Below are 15,137 nucleotides of genomic sequence, written 5' to 3'. Positions count from 1 at the left end.
ACAGATTCTATGATCAATGGGATTAGCCATCAACACGTTTTGTCCTATAACCCTTCACTGCGATATGTACGGAATGCGCGGAGGAGCTGCCGGAAAAAGATTCATGCCTTACTTCTTATCAGCCCGGCTCACCTTATCGCGTATCGCGTCTGCCGCCTTTTCTCTTGCGACCTCGGACAGACTCCTGTCCTCTTTTAGCTGCTTGTCCTTCTTGTCCGCCCTGGCGGTTGAGAAGCGGTCGACAAAGTCGGGAACCATATCCAGGATCCGATCCATCCCGCTGTGGGTGGAAATGTTGATCAGGCGGGTGATCCCGTTATGGATGACAATGACAGAGTTGGGTGACACGCGTCCTCCCATGCCCCCAGCCTGATAATCTTTCGTCGCCATGGATCCCGCCCCCATCCCAAAGGAGACAGACACCAGGGGAATAATGATCGTGTCATCAATGTGAATCGGCTCGCCGACGACGGTCTTGCTGGAAATGAACTGGTCCAGACCGCTCATCAAACTGGCTACAGATGATTTGATACCTTCATTAGATGCCATTGCTATCTCCTTTACTCAGCTAATATCTCTTTCACTCTATGATACGTCTTACGGCAATTTCGATTCAAGAGGATTCGTACTGCGGCCCAGAGGAAACTGCGAAGGGCCGGACGCATCTTAAGACAAATTCTGCCGGAGACATACATCTCCTGACGGACAAAATCCGGCCGGATCGAAACGCTCCTCCGGTAGATCAGGGGCAGAATACTGATCAATCCCGCAAGATAGGCTGTATTTTGCGGATCGTCCAGGTCAAAGGCCAGGTCCGTCTCCTTGAGGCGCAAATGAAAGCTTCGGATCAGCCCGGTCAGTCGTCTTAAGAGAAAGCGCAGGCTCTCCTTGCTCTCTTCCGCTCTCAAAAGGCCGAGAATCTGCCCGACGCTCCCGGACGGTCTCCCCTTCTCCTTCAAAGGAGGCTCCTTGGGGGCCTCGGACCTCTTCTTGGAAGAAGGTCCCTTCCGAATCAGCGGCCTTTTTGTGGAAGAGACTTCACTCCTCGTCCCGGTCTTCTGCCCTTCTTGGACGATGCCTGCCGGGACCTCAGAAGGCGGATCCTTTGAGGCCGGCTCCGGCCGGTCGATTCGCCTCACAGAAGTCTTCCTTCTTAGTTGCGCCGAGGGCCGTATCACAAGCCCCGGATCAGATAGGTCAAGGACATCCTCGCTCCCATCATCCCGGTCCTTTTCTCCTGCCCGAGCATCCTGCAATCGGACCGCCTTCTCCTCCTTCTTTCCGGGTCTTCTGCAGAGGGTGATCAGGCCCCAGCAGAGGCTGGCTCTAAATCTCTGCTCCTCTCCCACCCTGCGGCTGATGTCTACTCCGAAGAAATAGAGAAAGCCCCGGATCGACAGGGTGAAATTCAGGTCCTTAGACCGGCTGTCTCCTTCTCCCTCCGCCTTGATATGGATGGGAAAGAGAATCAGATAGAGGAGAAAGGCCAGGAGGATCAGAAGGATGGACAGGAGAATGATGCCAATCCACTTGAGAATGAGAAGAAATATCATGGCTCATCCTCCTCAAACAGTCGCCGGACCCTCCCCTCGTATCCCAGGGCCAGGCTATCCTTGACCATGCGAAGGACCAGAAACCTGGCCCGGATGAAATTGCTGGCCAGACCAAGAACCCGCCGGTCATCCAGGCCCCCCCGGTTCCATTCCAACCCGCTGTAGATCTCAAGCTGATTGTCCGTCAACGGGCTGTCTAGGAGAACGCAGTCATAAGGCCTCAGACGATGAGACCGAAGCCTCTGCAGCTTCGCCAGTCGCTTGGCCCCGGTCAGGTCGGGACTGTAGTAGATGTCTTTATCAATATGCACTTGTCCCTCCCTTCTCGCATAGGTCTCTTTCCTCCATCAATCGGAGGCCTTCTCTCAACCGAAGGCTATTTGCTTCAGTAGCAGGCCTTGAATATCTTCCCCGCCGCGGATGTTGCGGAAGCGGATGTCCCACCCGCTCCCTCGAGAATAACGGCAAGAGCGACCTTCTTGCCGTCTTTTTGCGCGAAGCCGACGAACCAGGAGTGAGAATCCTTGTCACTATTATACTCTGCCGTGCCCGTCTTTCCATAGATATCATAATTCCTGCTGTTGATCGACCGAGCAGTGCCGTTGGTCACAACATAGCGCATATAGCTTTTCAGCAGGTCTGCCTCAGCCGAGGTCATGAGCTGTCCGGCCTGGCTGCGATTGGAGCTGTAGACTGTAAATCCGTCCGCGGATGTGACCTTATCCTTGATATGGGCCTGCATCAGTTTCCCGTCGTTGGCAACGGCAGAGACCAGCATGGCCATGTGAAGAGGGGTCACCAGGGTATTTCCCTGTCCGATGGCCGTCTGCATGATAGCCGCGGACCCGTCATTTTTCGCCAGCTGGAATTTGCTGGTCGCGCTGTTGGCCAGGTCGGTCGGAAGTCCTTCGCCAAAGAGCATGTCCTGACTGGTCTTCTTCCACTGCTCATAATTTAAGGAGAGTCCAACATTGGCGAAAGCCGTATTGCAGGAATTTCCAAAGGCCTGCATGAGATTCTCCTGCCCGTGCCGCTCATTGTCGAAGCAGTGGATGGTGTAGCCGTCCTTGCTGAATGTCCCCTTGCAGTCGTAGGAGAAATTGGAGTCAGACCCCTGATTCTGCCGCAGGTAAGAGAGACTGGTCACAATTTTGAATACGGAGCCGGGCGGATAGAGTCCTTGATTGGCCCGGTTGACAAGAGCCGCCCGGTCCGTGTCTGTAGAGAGGGCCTTCCAGTTCTCCTCCACCCGGTTGGGGTCGAAGTCCGGCTTTGAGACCATGGCGAGAATCCTGCCCGTCTCAGGATCCAGAACAACCGCCGCTCCCCTGTGGCTTCCGATTGCGTTATAGGCTGCCTGCTGAATCTGAGAATCCACCGTCAGGGTCACATTGTCCCCCTGGTCCTTCTGGCCGGCAAAGAGGTTCTGCAGGCGGCGAACCGGAGAGACGTGGGACTTGAGCAGGGTCTCATTTTCCTGCAGTTCGACCCCGCTCTTGCCATTGCTATTGTAGCCGACGACATGGGCATAGACTTCACCAAAGGGATAGGTGCGGCTGTCTCCCTTGTTCCCTGCTAAGACCTTGCCGTCCGCGGAGAGGATCTCCCCCCTGGTCACCCTGGCCTCCGCTGCGCCAAGCCGCGGATTATAGGCATTGTTCCTGTAATAATCCCCCTCATAGAGCATGAAGTGGATCAGATAAGCCCCGACCGCGACAAAGAGGATGACAAAGAGAGATGAAATAACGGTAAACTCTGTGTTGTGGATGACGGGGGCATGAAGTTTGTTCTTGCGGGAAAAGCGCTTTCGCCTGGCGGCTTTTTCCTCCATGACCACAGGGTCTGCCTTCGCCCTGTGCAGGCGCGGCTCATTCCCTTGCTGATGATCTCTTTCCATATGCTCCTCCTTATGCCTGCTCTCGATCCGACTGTCTGCAGTAAAGTCCCTGTATCACAGCAATCATGATAATTGTCGAGAGCAGGGAGGATCCGCCGTAGCTGACCAGCGGCAGGGTGACTCCGGTAGATGGTATGAACTTGATCACTCCGCCGACCATCAGGATGACCTGTATGGCGTAGGTGACGCCAAGGCCACAGGCAACGATCTTGTAGAAGGGATCCCTCATCCGCAGGGAAATGCGCATAAAAGCCAGGAAATAGGCAATGCACAGGAGAAGAAGGCAGAGCCCGTAGCTGACGCCGAACTCCTCGCAGATCGCCGCATAGATGAAGTCCTTGGTTACAACCGGAATGCGGTCCGGCATCCCCTGTCCGAGTCCTGTCCCGAACCAGCCGCCTGAGGCAATAGCAAAGAGAGACTGGCTCATCTGAAAACCGGATCCGTCAAAGGCCTTCAGCGGATTCTGCCAGGCCTCCACCCTCTGCTGTACATGGGGGAAGAGCCTGTAACCGATGACCGATGCCAGAGCAAAAGCACCCATGCCGAGGATAAAGTATGCCGGTTTTCTGGTCGCCACATAGAGCATGGCCAGATAACAGAGAAAGTATATGGTCGCGGACCCCAGATCCTTAGCCGCAACCAGAACCAGTACATGAGCCGCCGCAACCAGGGAGGTGATGAATACAATCTTGAAGTCCGGCCTGTGGATGTGGATCCTAAAGGGATCTCTGTCCTCCAGAGGTAGAACATGCAGCATGCTGGCGACAAAGAAGACAAAGAATATCTTCACCAGTTCCGATGGCTGGAGGGTAAATCCGGCAATGCTGATCGAGAGATTGGCGCCAAAAGTTCGATTCCCGAGAAGCGTCACAAGACTTAGCATTCCAAGTCCCGCAAAGGCATAAAACCACTTGATACTTTTGAAAAAGCGGAATTTCTCAAAGAGAATGGGAATCACTGCCGAGATGAGAAGAGCGACTCCGCAGAAAAGGAGCTGCTTCCTTGCCAGAGGGAACCTGAGCCGCACAAGCATGAGAAAGCCAATGGTCAGAAAGATGCACATGTGATTGACCAGAGAATAAGAGGCTCCCTTATAAATATACTTGTAGATAATCATCGCCAGACTTATGATTCCAAACTGTGCCAGCCCGGCCGCGAGGATCTTCAGATCGAAATTCTGCACATATAAGACCAGGACCCCATTGACCAGGGTCATGTAGATCAGGAGGGTCTGCCGATTGAAGAGCCTCCTCGCCTCCCGGCTCTGCGTATTGATCAAAAGGGACCGAAAGGCCTCGATCGTATAGAGGATCATCATCAGTCCCAGTGACAATCTCGAAACAGATGCGACTACATATCCCATCACTCCACTCCTCTGTGGTAATGTCCCCTGGTATAAGCCCCCTGCCAGGCGACCGTCTCTCCCCTCATAGACCGGCAGGCCAGTCCGATGATCTGATCCATCTCATCCGGGGACTCCCTTGTAAAGTCCAGGCGAAATTCCTGAAAGCCCATTGCGGCCAGATCCGGGATCTGATCCAAAAGCATGGTGGGCAGTTGATTGTATATCAGATTATAGCAGGAAGCGCAGTGGTTTAGAACCGGCATCAGGCGCCCCTTCCGGTCCTCCAGAAAAAGGCTGTGCGGGCGGTGATCACAGCCCATCAAATCCTTGTAGAGGCAGTTTGTTGTAATCATCAGGGGCAGGTGTCCGTATACCGGGATAATTCCCCCCCTGTTATCCCTGTGCGACAGCTCAGCCCGGTTGAGTTCCACCGGAGCCGTCAGTTTCCGGTAGCCCCGGGACCGGGCCAGGGCAACAGCCCGATGGTTCATACTGTAGAGACGCTCTCCCAAGATGATCCGATCCGCCTCAATCCCTTTTTCTTTCAGGTAACCAAGTGCATCCAGAGAAGAAACCAGAAATCCGTCTGCCGACGCGAGCGCGTCGCCGACCAACAGTCTCTCAAGCCACGCTTCGCTTTGCGCTCGAAAGACGGGGGGCATGGCCAGATAGAGCTTCTGTCCTGCGGCGCTTGTCTCCTCTCGGATCTTCCGGTATGCCCCTGCTTCCATCGCAAGCAGAAGTTCCAGCGGGCAATAGACAGCCGCTATCTCCGGTCTCTGAAGCAAATACTTGAGCTGACAGACTTCCGTCAGAGAAGCAGACAGGGAGCCCTTCCTGCAGACCGGATTTTCTCCGGGCCCGGTTATCTCGTGCAGAGGCCGGGCCTCTCTCTTCCCAAGACCCTCAGCCGGAGGACAGCCCATCTTCTCTGCAAGAAGCTGGTCTGTCAGCAGCCCTGTCATCTGCCTCCGGAGCCTCTTTAGGGATGCGACCGGTACGAAGGGACTGCCGATGATTTCCAATCTGAAATCTCCGGGAATGAATGCCGTATCCCCCAGCTGCAGGAACTTGGCCAGGACGGAGTCCTCCCGGGCTGCCCTCTTTTCCGCCGGTTCCAGCAGATCTCCTGTAAGTCTGCAGGAGGATGCGCTTCCGCGGATCTTTGCCTGAAGAGACATTGGCCTCCCCTCCTGCAGGGTCAGCCTCCCATCCAGAAGATATTTCTTCTCCGGCGCAGGCTCAACCTGACTGATCCTGTGCTGGTGCGAGGCCTCTGTATAAGTGATCATGTCCGCAGCGTTGTTCTCATGCAGCCAGACACTGGTAAATCCCTTCCGATTGCCCAGATCAAGGAGCCGCTCAATTGTCTTGTCATCGACATGAAAATCCTCGGCTCCCCTCTCCAGGTAGCGATCGATCATGGCCCGATAGACGCGGACCACTCCCAGGGCATAGGACATCTGCTTCATCCGCCCCTCAATCTTGAGCGAGCAGACACCTGCGGCATCAAGAGCCGGAATATCCCTCACACCGCAGAGGTCCTTCATTGAGAGCAGATAGGGGCCCCGGGCGGGAAGTCTCCTGCCGCAATCATCGAGAACGGTATAGGGAAGGCGACAGGGCTGGGCGCACCGTCCCCGGTTGCCGCTCCTTCCCCCGAACATGGAGGACATATAGCACTGGCCTGAATAGCATACGCAGAGGGCGCCGTGGACAAAGGCCTCGAGTTCCACCGGACAGGCCTGATGAATTCTTGCCATCTCATCAATCGAGATCTCCCGGCTCAGGACGACGCGCTGAAAACCCTCTTCCTGCAAGAGACGGGCTCCGTAGATATTTGCCACCGTCATCTGGGTCGAAGCGTGCAGGGCCAGGCCCGGGAAATGCTCTCTGAGCAGGTCAAAGACCCCCGGATCCTGCACCAGAATTGCGTCCACGCCTGCCTCATAGTAAGCTCTCGCGTAATCATAGAGCTTACGCTCCATTTCTGTGTTCTTTAGAAGGGTGTTGATCGTAAGATAGGACTTGACCCCGTGCAAGTGCCCGTAGCGGATGATATCTGCCCCCTCTTTCCTGTTGAAATTGGTCGCGTAGGCTCTTGCCCCGAAGAGTTCCCCCCCGAAGTAAATGGCATCTGCGCCGGCATTGATGACCGCTCTTGCAATATCAGGACTTCCTGCCGGAGAGAGCAGTTCCAACCCCTTTTTACTCATCCCTGTCTGCTTCCCCTTCCCGCTCGCTTCTCATCTCTCTCATCCGCGCACTTCTCATGTCAGATCGTCAAATGAAAGTTGCTTGATCTCGACCTTCTTCTCTGCGGTCTTCTTGTGTTTGTCCTCTTGCGGCTTCTTGCCGGAGGATGCTCTCTCCGACAGGAATTCGGTCTGCTCCCGGATGGTTTTTACCGCAGTAGCCAGCTGTCTGTCCATCTCAGCGATCCTGGTCTCCTGCGCATCCGACCGGAGCTTCAACGCCGCCATCTGGTGTTTCATCTCATAGAGTTCCTTCTCCTTGGCCAGTGCCTCTTCCTCCAGCTTCCGGATCCGGTCCTTTGCCTTGAAATAATCATCCGCGATATTGATCTCTGTCAGAACATGCCTTTCGTCACAGGAGAGTTTGCGCCAGGAATCCATCTGCCGCATCTGGTCCAGGAGGTTGTTGATATAGACTCCCACCTTCTGCAGATACTCCTGGGACTCGTAACCGCCCAGCTGGTAGATTCTTCCGTCGATCAGCACTTCCTGCACATTCTTGTCGGACATCTCACTCCTCCATTTTCTTCTTCCGGCCGAAATGTTCATAGGCCTCCACCGTTGCCACCCTTCCCTTGGGCGTCCGGTTGATCAGGCCGTTTTTCACCAGATAGGGTTCGTAGACTTCCTCAATCGTTCCTGCGTCCTCTCCGATTGCGGCCGACAGGGTGTCAAGACCTACCGGGCCTCCATCAAATTTCTCAATGATCGTCATGAGAATCAGACGGTCGTTGGTGTCCAGACCCATCTTGTCGACTTCCAGAAGATCCAGGGCCTCACTCGCAATTTCTCTTGTGATCTGCCCGTCATATCTCACCTCCGCGTAGTCGCGCACCCTCTTTAGAAGACGATTGGCAAGGCGGGGTGTGCCTCTGGAGCGTCTGGCCATTTCATAGGCCCCCTCATCACTGATTGTAACACCGAGCTTGGCCGATGAGTGCATAATGATCCGAGACAGCTCATCCGCCGTGTAGAACTCGAGATGATGAATGATGCCAAACCGGTCTCTCAGGGGGGCCGACAGGAGGCCCGCCCGGGTCGTCGCCCCCACCAGTGTAAAGTGGGGGAGGTCTAAGCGTATTGATCTGGCGGACTGTCCCTTGCCGATCATAATGTCAATGGCATAGTCCTCCATTGCCGGATAGAGGACCTCCTCAACCTGACGATTGAGACGATGGATCTCGTCGACAAAGAGGAGGTCTCCCTCTCCAAGCCCGGAGAGGATTGCTGCCATCTCCCCCGGCTTTGCGATTGCAGGCCCTGATGTGATTTTGACATTGACTCCCATCTCATTGGAGATAATTCCGGCCAGGGTCGTCTTGCCAAGACCAGGGGGGCCATACAAGAGGACATGGTCCAGGGACTCTCCCCGGTTCTTTGCCGCCTCGATGTAGATTCGAAGAGATTGCTTGGCCTTCTCCTGGCCGATATACTCAGACAGCTTCTTGGGACGAAGGGAGGATTCCTGAGCCTGGTCTTCTTCTTGAATTTCTGTGCTGATGATACGTTTTTCCATCTCTATGAAGCTCTCTTCCTAAAGTCAAAATGGTCACAGGGTCTGTTTGCATACCCGCAAGCGTCTGATTTCACTGCAGGGCCAGATTCTTGAGTCCCGCCCGAATGATCTCCTCAACCGACATGGCAGATGTGTCAAGATCGTTGATCGCCCGCAGGGCCTCGGTCGAGCTGTATCCCAAGGCGTTCAGGGCCAGAATGGCCTCTCCCCTGGCGTCATTGGCCGCGGCAGGATCAGATCCCGCGTCCATCTTGTCCTCCAGCAGCTGAGCAAAGTCAATCTTGTCCTTTAGGTCTAAGATCAGTCTCTGGGCCGTCTTTTTCCCGATGCCCGGTGCCCCGGCAATTGTCTTGTCATCTCCTGCTGCCACCGCAAAACGGAGTTGATCGGAGGAGAGGACGCCCAGGATTGAGAGCGCGCCCTTGGGACCGATCCCGCTCACACCGATCAGGAGCTTGAAGAGATCCAGGTCCTCCTTCTTGAGGAAGCCGAAGAGAGAGAAGCCGTCATCCCGAACCTGCAGATAGGTATAGACCCTCAGCTGCATCTGCCCGCGGATCTGAGATAAGCTTGACTGGGGAAGACCGATCTCATACCCGATTCCGTCATGGTCCAGGACGATCCCGTCCGGCCTGATCTCCTCAACTCGTCCCTGAATATAAGAAAACATAGTCACACCTCATTTGCCTGCGGCAGGGCCGCAATATGTTTGACGCGATCGTGGATCAAGGCGGATATCATCCCGATCAGGATTCCGGTCAGGCAGCCAACAATCATAAGAACCGGCAGATAAAAGAACACATTGTAGTTCTTGACCAGGAGGACCGCCATGAAGATCTGGCCGATATTGTGGGTGAAACCGCCTACGACAGAGACTCCGATCATGCGCAGTTTCAAGAAACGGCGGGCCATATACATACAGAAGAAGCTCAGCATACCACCCGCCAGGGAATAGGCGATGGAGAAGAGATTTCCGAACATAAATCCCGACAGGAGAATACGAAGAAGGGAGATCAGAAGTGCCTCCGGCGCTCCATAGAGATAGAGAACCAGAACCACAATGGCATTCGTAAGTCCTAGCTTCATGCCCGGCACCCCGAAGTAAAAGGGGATCAGGGATTCTACATAGGAGAACACCAGGGCCAGAGCCAGTAATACTCCCATAAGAGGAACTTTCCTCCGATTCATAGGGCCTCCTTATTTGACGACGGAATCCAGGGAATCTCTCTCCCCCTGAATCACAGTGACAATCACCCGGTTGGGCAGACAGACGATGGATTGGCCCTGCTTTTCAATCTTCCCCTGCTTGACGCAGAGCTGATCCTTGCAATTTGCCTCTGACATATAGGCTTTTCCGCCTGCAATCGTCACACGGTTGATCTCCTGTCCATTGACATCTCGGATGGGAATCTGCTGATCTTCCTTCAGATTGTAGATTCCCACAAGCCTGCCTCTTTGCTCGATCCGGATTTGGCTGCCTGATTTGCTGTTGCCGATGGCCCAGCAGGCAAATACACCGAAAGAAATCACAAGAAGAAGGATAATCACGAAGATATCGCGTCTTGAAATATAGCCTTTCTCAAACACCGGTCTGCTCTCCAATATAGTAGAATCCTCGACAGTCCGTCAGCCGGACCTTGACCAGGCGTCCGATCAGGGAGGGATCCCCTGGGAAATGCACGGTGGAATTATTGTTCATCCGTCCCGTGACAAGGGTCGGATCCTGACGATTGACCTCCTCGACCAGAACCTCTTGGACGCTGCCTGTGTAGGCGCCGGCCCTTCTTCTCGCATCCTCCCTGGTCTGAGCCAGAAGACGGTCAAAGCGCTCCTTCACCAGGGATCCGGGCGTCCGATCCTCTCTGGCCCACTTGGCTGCCGGAGTACCTGTTCTGGGTGAGTAGATGAAGGTAAAGGCCGAGTCAAATGCGACATGTCTGACCACATCCATGGTGTCCTCGAAGTCCTCCTCCGTCTCCCCCGGAAAGCCGACAATGATGTCTGTTGTGATGGAGACATCGGGGATACGGTCCCGGATCCTATCTGCCAGAGCCAGGTAGGACTCCTTTGAGTATTTCCGGTTCATCCTTGCCAGAATGCGGCTGGAACCGGACTGCAGGGGCAGATGAATGTGATGGCAGATCTTATCGGATCCGGCAATGACATCAATCAGTTCATCCGACAGGTCCTTGGGATGAGAGGTCATAAAGCGAATCCGATGAAGCCCCTCGATCTTCTCAATCTCCCGCAGGAGCCGGGCGAAGCTCATCGGGTTCTCAAGCCCGGCCCCATAGGAATTGACGTTCTGTCCCAGGAGCATAACCTCGACGACGCCGTCGCTCACCAGGCGCTCAATCTCACGAATAATCTCGATGGGCTCCCGGCTTCTCTCGCGGCCGCGGACATAGGGGACAATGCAGTAAGTGCAGAAATTATCACAGCCGAACATAATGTTGACGCCGGATTTGAAGCGGTACTTTCGCTCGACGGGCAGATTCTCCACAATCCGGTCTGTCCCCTCCCAGATGTCTACAACCATCTGGTCCGACTGCAGGGTGTCACAAATCAGCTCCGCAAATTTATAGATATTGTGCGTGCCAAAAATCAAGTCGACAAAGCGGTATGATTTCCTGATTCGATCCACCACCGTCTCTTCCTGCATCATGCATCCGCAGAGGGCAATCACCATACCCGGTCTCTTCTTCTTGAATCCGTGCAGGTAGCCAAGCCGTCCATAGACCTTATTGTTGGCATTCTCACGGACGGTACAGGTGTTGTAGATGACGAAATCGGAGTCCTCCGACTCTCCTTCCACATAACCGATCCGCTCCAGGATCCCCCGCAACTTCTCCGAGTCCCTGGCATTCATCTGGCATCCGAAAGTGCTGACGCAGAATGTGAGCTTGCGGCCGATTTTCTCTTCCCGCGAGGCAATCAGACGTCTTGCCTTCTCGATAAAATAGTACTGACGCAGGGGCTCCTCGTCGGGAGCAAGGGGAGAATCATAGTCGATCCAAGCGGCAGGATCCTCAGACGGGATCATCCCCTCCGGGTCAGATTTTTTCTGATCCCCCGCCATCAAGGCGGCGGTGAATTTCTCGTGTAACTCTCGGTTCATTTGCAATCCTTTCAATACAGGATTCTAGCGATAGAGGCTGCAGTCAATGATCCGGTCCTCTGTTATAATGTAGTCCATCCTCTGGTCCCAGTCTTCCTGGGGAAGAGGGCTGTCAGACAACTGAAAGCGGTAGGAGACCCCGACCCGCTCCACCTGTGCGTGCTCCCGCAAGAAGCGGTCATAGTAACCGCCCCCATAGCCGATTCGGCCGCCGGCGCAATCAAAAAGCAGACCCGGCACAATTGCAAGAGCCGGGCCGGACCGGTAGACATGATCCCTTCGGACGGGCTCTTGAATCCCCCAATAGCCGTCGGCCAGTTCGAGCTCGGAGGCCGCCGGATAGAAAGTAATCCCATCCGCCCCTGTCAGAGGAAAATAGAGTCTTCTTCCCTCTCTCCAGCCCTCTTTGATCCAGGGCCAGAGGTCAATCTCCTCCTCCATAGGGGCGAAAACCAAGAGGGGCCTGTCCGGTTCACGGGCCAAAAACCGGTCTGTAAATTCCGGCAAATGCCTGCAGACCTCCCGGGATTGACGGGTTCGCTCAGAAGTCCTCATGGCTCTTCTTCTCTTCCGCGCCTCATTGCGAAGCTCTCTGATTCTCTGATGAGCGTCCATAAAAACCCCATACAAATCTGCGTGCACACTTTATGAATTTTACCATATTTCTTGTATATTGAGTATGTTTGGGACTATGCTATAGGAGACTAACACCAAGGGACAGACGGAGCTTTCCAATGAAGAAAAACCTTATGAAAATACTCTCACTCAATCTTTTGATCCTGACAGGCATCTATAGTCTCTGCTCCTGCGCCAGTAACCGTCAGACAGAGCCCTATCAGAAGTCCGGCTTCTACTTTGACACCATCATCAATCTGACCCTCTACGGAGAAGACGGACAAAAATCCTCGAACTTCGAGGGTGCCTTTGCCCTGGCCCGGAAATACGACGACCTCCTCTCCATGCAGAAGGAGGGCAGCGATATCAACCGGATCAACAGCCATCCAAAGACCTGGGTGACCGTCGACCCCGCAACCATTGAGGTCCTGCAGGAGGGGATCCGATATTCGAGGGACTCTGCCGGCAGCTTCGACATCACGGTTGGCAAGCTGTCCGCTCTCTGGGACATCTCCGCGGCAGCCGGAAACGATCACAAGGGAATGATCCCCTCCCCGGACCAGATCCGCCCTCTCCTCTCACACATCAATTATGAGGCAGTCAAAATAGACGGCAACCGGGTCATGCTGGACGATGATCAGGCGGCCATTGATCTGGGCGGCATTGCCAAGGGCTATATCGCCGACAAGATGAAGGACTATCTCATGAGCCGGGGGATCCGGTCGGGCCTGATCAATCTGGGCGGCAATGTCCTTGTCATAGGACAGAAGCCCAATCAAACCGATTATGAGATCGGCATCCAAAAGCCCTTCGATGAGGATGGAGATGTCCTCGCCTCCGTCAAACTCAATGACCAGACAGCGGTGACATCCGGCATCTACCAGCGGTACTTTAAAGGAGATGACGGAAACATCTATCACCACATGTTAAACCTCCGGTCCGGCTACCCTGAGCAGAACGACCTGTCCTCCGTGACCATCATCACGGACAAATCCACCAGGGCGGATGCCCTCTCCACAATCACCTATCTGAAGGGCAGGGAGGAGGGAACTCGCTTTATCGAATCTCTGGACGGCGTCGAGGCCGTATTCGTCGATCGGAACAACCATATCTCTTACACCTCCGGCATCGGAACGAAGATTCCCTTCCGCGAAATCAGCAGATAAAGCGGACCTCCCTCTCCGCTTCCTTGCAGCTGCTGCACTTTTCCTTGCATCTGCGGCACTTTACCTCTCATCTGTAGCAGTTTCCTCACATCTATAGCAGAAAGCTTCCGGCAAGAGAAGGTCTCTCGCAGAGAAAACCCCCTCAACCGTCCTGCGATTGAAGGGGTTTTCTTCGACACGTTTTGTCCTATAACTCTGATAATGGAAGACGCCCGGATACGTCAGGTATCCGAAGAAGTCTTTACAAGCTTGCCTGCTTGGCCCGGTTCTCCTCAGCCAGGGGAACATTCTGCATGAGAATCACCTTCTTGGGGCACTTATCTGCGCACTTGCCGCAACCGACACACTTGGACTGATCGATATGAGCAATATTGTCAACCACATGGATCGCGTCATACTGGCAGGCCTTCTCACACATATGACAGGCGATGCAGCCGGCCTTGCAGACCTTGCCGACCTTGGCCCCCTTGTCCTCGGAGAGGCAGGAGACAGCATAGGAGGAGTTATAGGGTATCATCTCAATAATATCCCTGGGGCAGGCGGCGACACACTTGCCGCAAGCCTTGCACTTCTCCCGGTCTACAAAAGAAATTCCATCTACAATGTGAATGGCGTCAAAGGGGCAGGCACGGACGCAGGTTCCCAGGCCCAGGCAGCCATAGGAGCAGGCCTTTGCTCCGCCGCCGGGAACCTGTGAGGCTGCGACACAGTCCATGAGTCCCTCATATTCATACTTGTCTTCCGCCTTCTCACAGTTACCGGAACAGCGGACAAAGGCCACTTCCCGCTCTGTCTCGTCCGCGGAGACACCCATGATCTCAGCGACCTGGGCCGCAACCGGTTCACCGCCGACAGGGCACTGGTTAACCGGGGCTTCCCCCTTGGCAATCGCCGCCGCAAGAGCAGCGCAGCCGGTATATCCGCAGCCGCCGCAGTTATTTCCCGGAAGGACATCAAGTACAGCCGCCTCCTTGGGATCAACCTCAACAGCGAACTTCTCCGCGGAGAATCCAAGGAAAAAACCGACAATTACGCCGGATCCGGCGACAACTACTGTTGCAAGAATAATTCCTATCATACTTACCTCCCGATCATTCCGGAGAATCCGAAGAATGCAATTGCCATCAAGCCGGCGGTCACAAGGACAGAAGCCGTTCCCTTGAAGGGCTCGGGAAAGTCATTGAATTGAATCTTCTCGCGAATTCCTGCCATAATCACAATCGCGATCAAAAAGCCGACCGATACACCGGCTCCGTAGATCACTCCCTGCAAGACATTGTACTTGTACTGAACGATGTTCAGGGCTGCGCCAAGTACGGCACAGTTCGTCGTGATCAGGGGCAGATAGACGCCCAGGGACCGGTAGAGGGCCGGGACATTCTTCTTAAGGAACATCTCAACGAACTGTACCAGGGCTGCGATCACAACAATAAAGACAATCGTATTCAGATAGTCCAATTTATTAGGCCCTAATATCAAGCTATAGATAGCGCCGGTCACCGCCGATGCGATCGTGATGACGAATACAACAGCGCCTCCCATACCTGCGGCTGTCTTGACGTCGGTGGATACGCCCAGGAAGGGGCACAGACCCAGGAACTGGCTGAGCACAACATTATTCACAACGGATGCCGCAATAAAAATCAAAAGCAACGAAGCCATCTTTGCT

At 54.5% G+C, this 15,137-nt stretch carries 16 protein-coding genes; 1 reads left to right on the top strand and 15 read right to left on the bottom strand.

The features are described 5' to 3' along the window. Positions 1-108: 108 nt before the first annotated feature. The 13 genes from ACO5R6_RS03285 to ACO5R6_RS03225 all read right to left on the bottom strand — a co-directional run bounded on the left by ACO5R6_RS03285 (position 109) and on the right by ACO5R6_RS03225 (position 12,302). A complete protein-coding gene (locus tag ACO5R6_RS03285) occupies positions 109-549 on the bottom strand; it encodes a GerW family sporulation protein (protein WP_485625762.1) in 441 nt (146 codons plus the stop codon). A gap of 11 nt (positions 550-560) precedes the next feature. Next, positions 561-1,553, bottom strand: coding sequence for a hypothetical protein (locus ACO5R6_RS03280; protein WP_485625761.1), 993 nt, complete (start codon positions 1,551-1,553; stop codon positions 561-563). Beyond that, positions 1,550-1,864 carry a hypothetical protein gene (locus ACO5R6_RS03275; protein WP_485625760.1) on the bottom strand — a complete coding sequence of 105 codons (315 nt, stop codon included), beginning with the start codon at positions 1,862-1,864 and terminating at the stop codon, positions 1,550-1,552. The genes ACO5R6_RS03280 and ACO5R6_RS03275 overlap by 4 nt, the downstream gene beginning before the upstream one ends. A 74-nt stretch (positions 1,865-1,938) precedes the next feature. After that, a complete protein-coding gene (locus ACO5R6_RS03270; protein WP_485625759.1) occupies positions 1,939-3,450 on the bottom strand; it encodes a peptidoglycan D,D-transpeptidase FtsI family protein in 1,512 nt (503 codons plus the stop codon). A gap of 10 nt (positions 3,451-3,460) precedes the next feature. Beyond that, positions 3,461-4,816, bottom strand: a complete 1,356-nt coding sequence (locus ACO5R6_RS03265; protein ID WP_485625758.1) for an FtsW/RodA/SpoVE family cell cycle protein — start codon at positions 4,814-4,816, stop codon at positions 3,461-3,463. Beyond that, positions 4,816-7,014, bottom strand: coding sequence for a U32 family peptidase (locus ACO5R6_RS03260; RefSeq protein ID WP_485625757.1), 2,199 nt, complete (start codon positions 7,012-7,014; stop codon positions 4,816-4,818). Before ACO5R6_RS03260 ends, ACO5R6_RS03265 begins: the two co-directional genes overlap by 1 nt. A gap of 54 nt (positions 7,015-7,068) precedes the next feature. Beyond that, a complete protein-coding gene (locus ACO5R6_RS03255) occupies positions 7,069-7,563 on the bottom strand; it encodes a cell division protein ZapA (RefSeq protein ID WP_485625756.1) in 495 nt (164 codons plus the stop codon). A 1-nt stretch (position 7,564) separates the two neighbouring features. Then, positions 7,565-8,569 carry a Holliday junction branch migration DNA helicase RuvB gene (gene ruvB / locus ACO5R6_RS03250; protein WP_485625755.1) on the bottom strand — a complete coding sequence of 335 codons (1,005 nt, stop codon included), beginning with the start codon at positions 8,567-8,569 and terminating at the stop codon, positions 7,565-7,567. A 70-nt stretch (positions 8,570-8,639) separates the two neighbouring features. Continuing rightward, a complete protein-coding gene (gene ruvA / locus ACO5R6_RS03245) occupies positions 8,640-9,239 on the bottom strand; it encodes a Holliday junction branch migration protein RuvA (RefSeq protein ID WP_485625754.1) in 600 nt (199 codons plus the stop codon). A 2-nt stretch (positions 9,240-9,241) separates the two neighbouring features. Next, complete coding sequence (locus tag ACO5R6_RS03240) at positions 9,242-9,757, bottom strand: Gx transporter family protein (protein ID WP_485625753.1); 516 nt, start codon at positions 9,755-9,757, stop codon at positions 9,242-9,244. 9 nt (positions 9,758-9,766) lie between these two features. After that, positions 9,767-10,156, bottom strand: a complete 390-nt coding sequence (locus tag ACO5R6_RS03235) for a NusG domain II-containing protein (RefSeq protein ID WP_485625751.1) — start codon at positions 10,154-10,156, stop codon at positions 9,767-9,769. Then, entirely contained in the window at positions 10,149-11,612 is a 1,464-nt protein-coding gene (gene miaB, locus ACO5R6_RS03230) for a tRNA (N6-isopentenyl adenosine(37)-C2)-methylthiotransferase MiaB (RefSeq protein WP_485625765.1), read from the bottom strand. The genes ACO5R6_RS03235 and miaB overlap by 8 nt, the downstream gene beginning before the upstream one ends. A 99-nt stretch (positions 11,613-11,711) precedes the next feature. Next, positions 11,712-12,302 carry a 5-formyltetrahydrofolate cyclo-ligase gene (locus tag ACO5R6_RS03225; protein WP_485625750.1) on the bottom strand — a complete coding sequence of 197 codons (591 nt, stop codon included), beginning with the start codon at positions 12,300-12,302 and terminating at the stop codon, positions 11,712-11,714. A 134-nt stretch (positions 12,303-12,436) separates the two neighbouring features. Here ACO5R6_RS03225 and ACO5R6_RS03220 point away from each other — a divergent pair, with 134 nt between their 5' ends. Then, on the top strand, positions 12,437-13,468 hold the full coding sequence (locus ACO5R6_RS03220) for an FAD:protein FMN transferase (RefSeq protein ID WP_485625749.1): 1,032 nt from the start codon (positions 12,437-12,439) through the stop codon (positions 13,466-13,468). Positions 13,469-13,709: 241 nt separating this feature from the next. On the opposite strand, the gene ACO5R6_RS03215 is transcribed toward ACO5R6_RS03220, so the two are convergent. Beyond that, positions 13,710-14,546 carry an RnfABCDGE type electron transport complex subunit B gene (locus ACO5R6_RS03215; protein WP_485625748.1) on the bottom strand — a complete coding sequence of 279 codons (837 nt, stop codon included), beginning with the start codon at positions 14,544-14,546 and terminating at the stop codon, positions 13,710-13,712. A 2-nt stretch (positions 14,547-14,548) separates the two neighbouring features. Then, a complete protein-coding gene (locus ACO5R6_RS03210) occupies positions 14,549-15,130 on the bottom strand; it encodes an electron transport complex protein RnfA (protein ID WP_485625747.1) in 582 nt (193 codons plus the stop codon). Between the last annotated feature and the right edge of the window lie 7 nt (positions 15,131-15,137).

It is taken from the genome of Shuttleworthella sp., from assembly GCF_057251025.1.
Note: the sequence above shows the minus strand (reverse complement) of the source record. Positions and strands in the feature narration are given on the sequence as shown.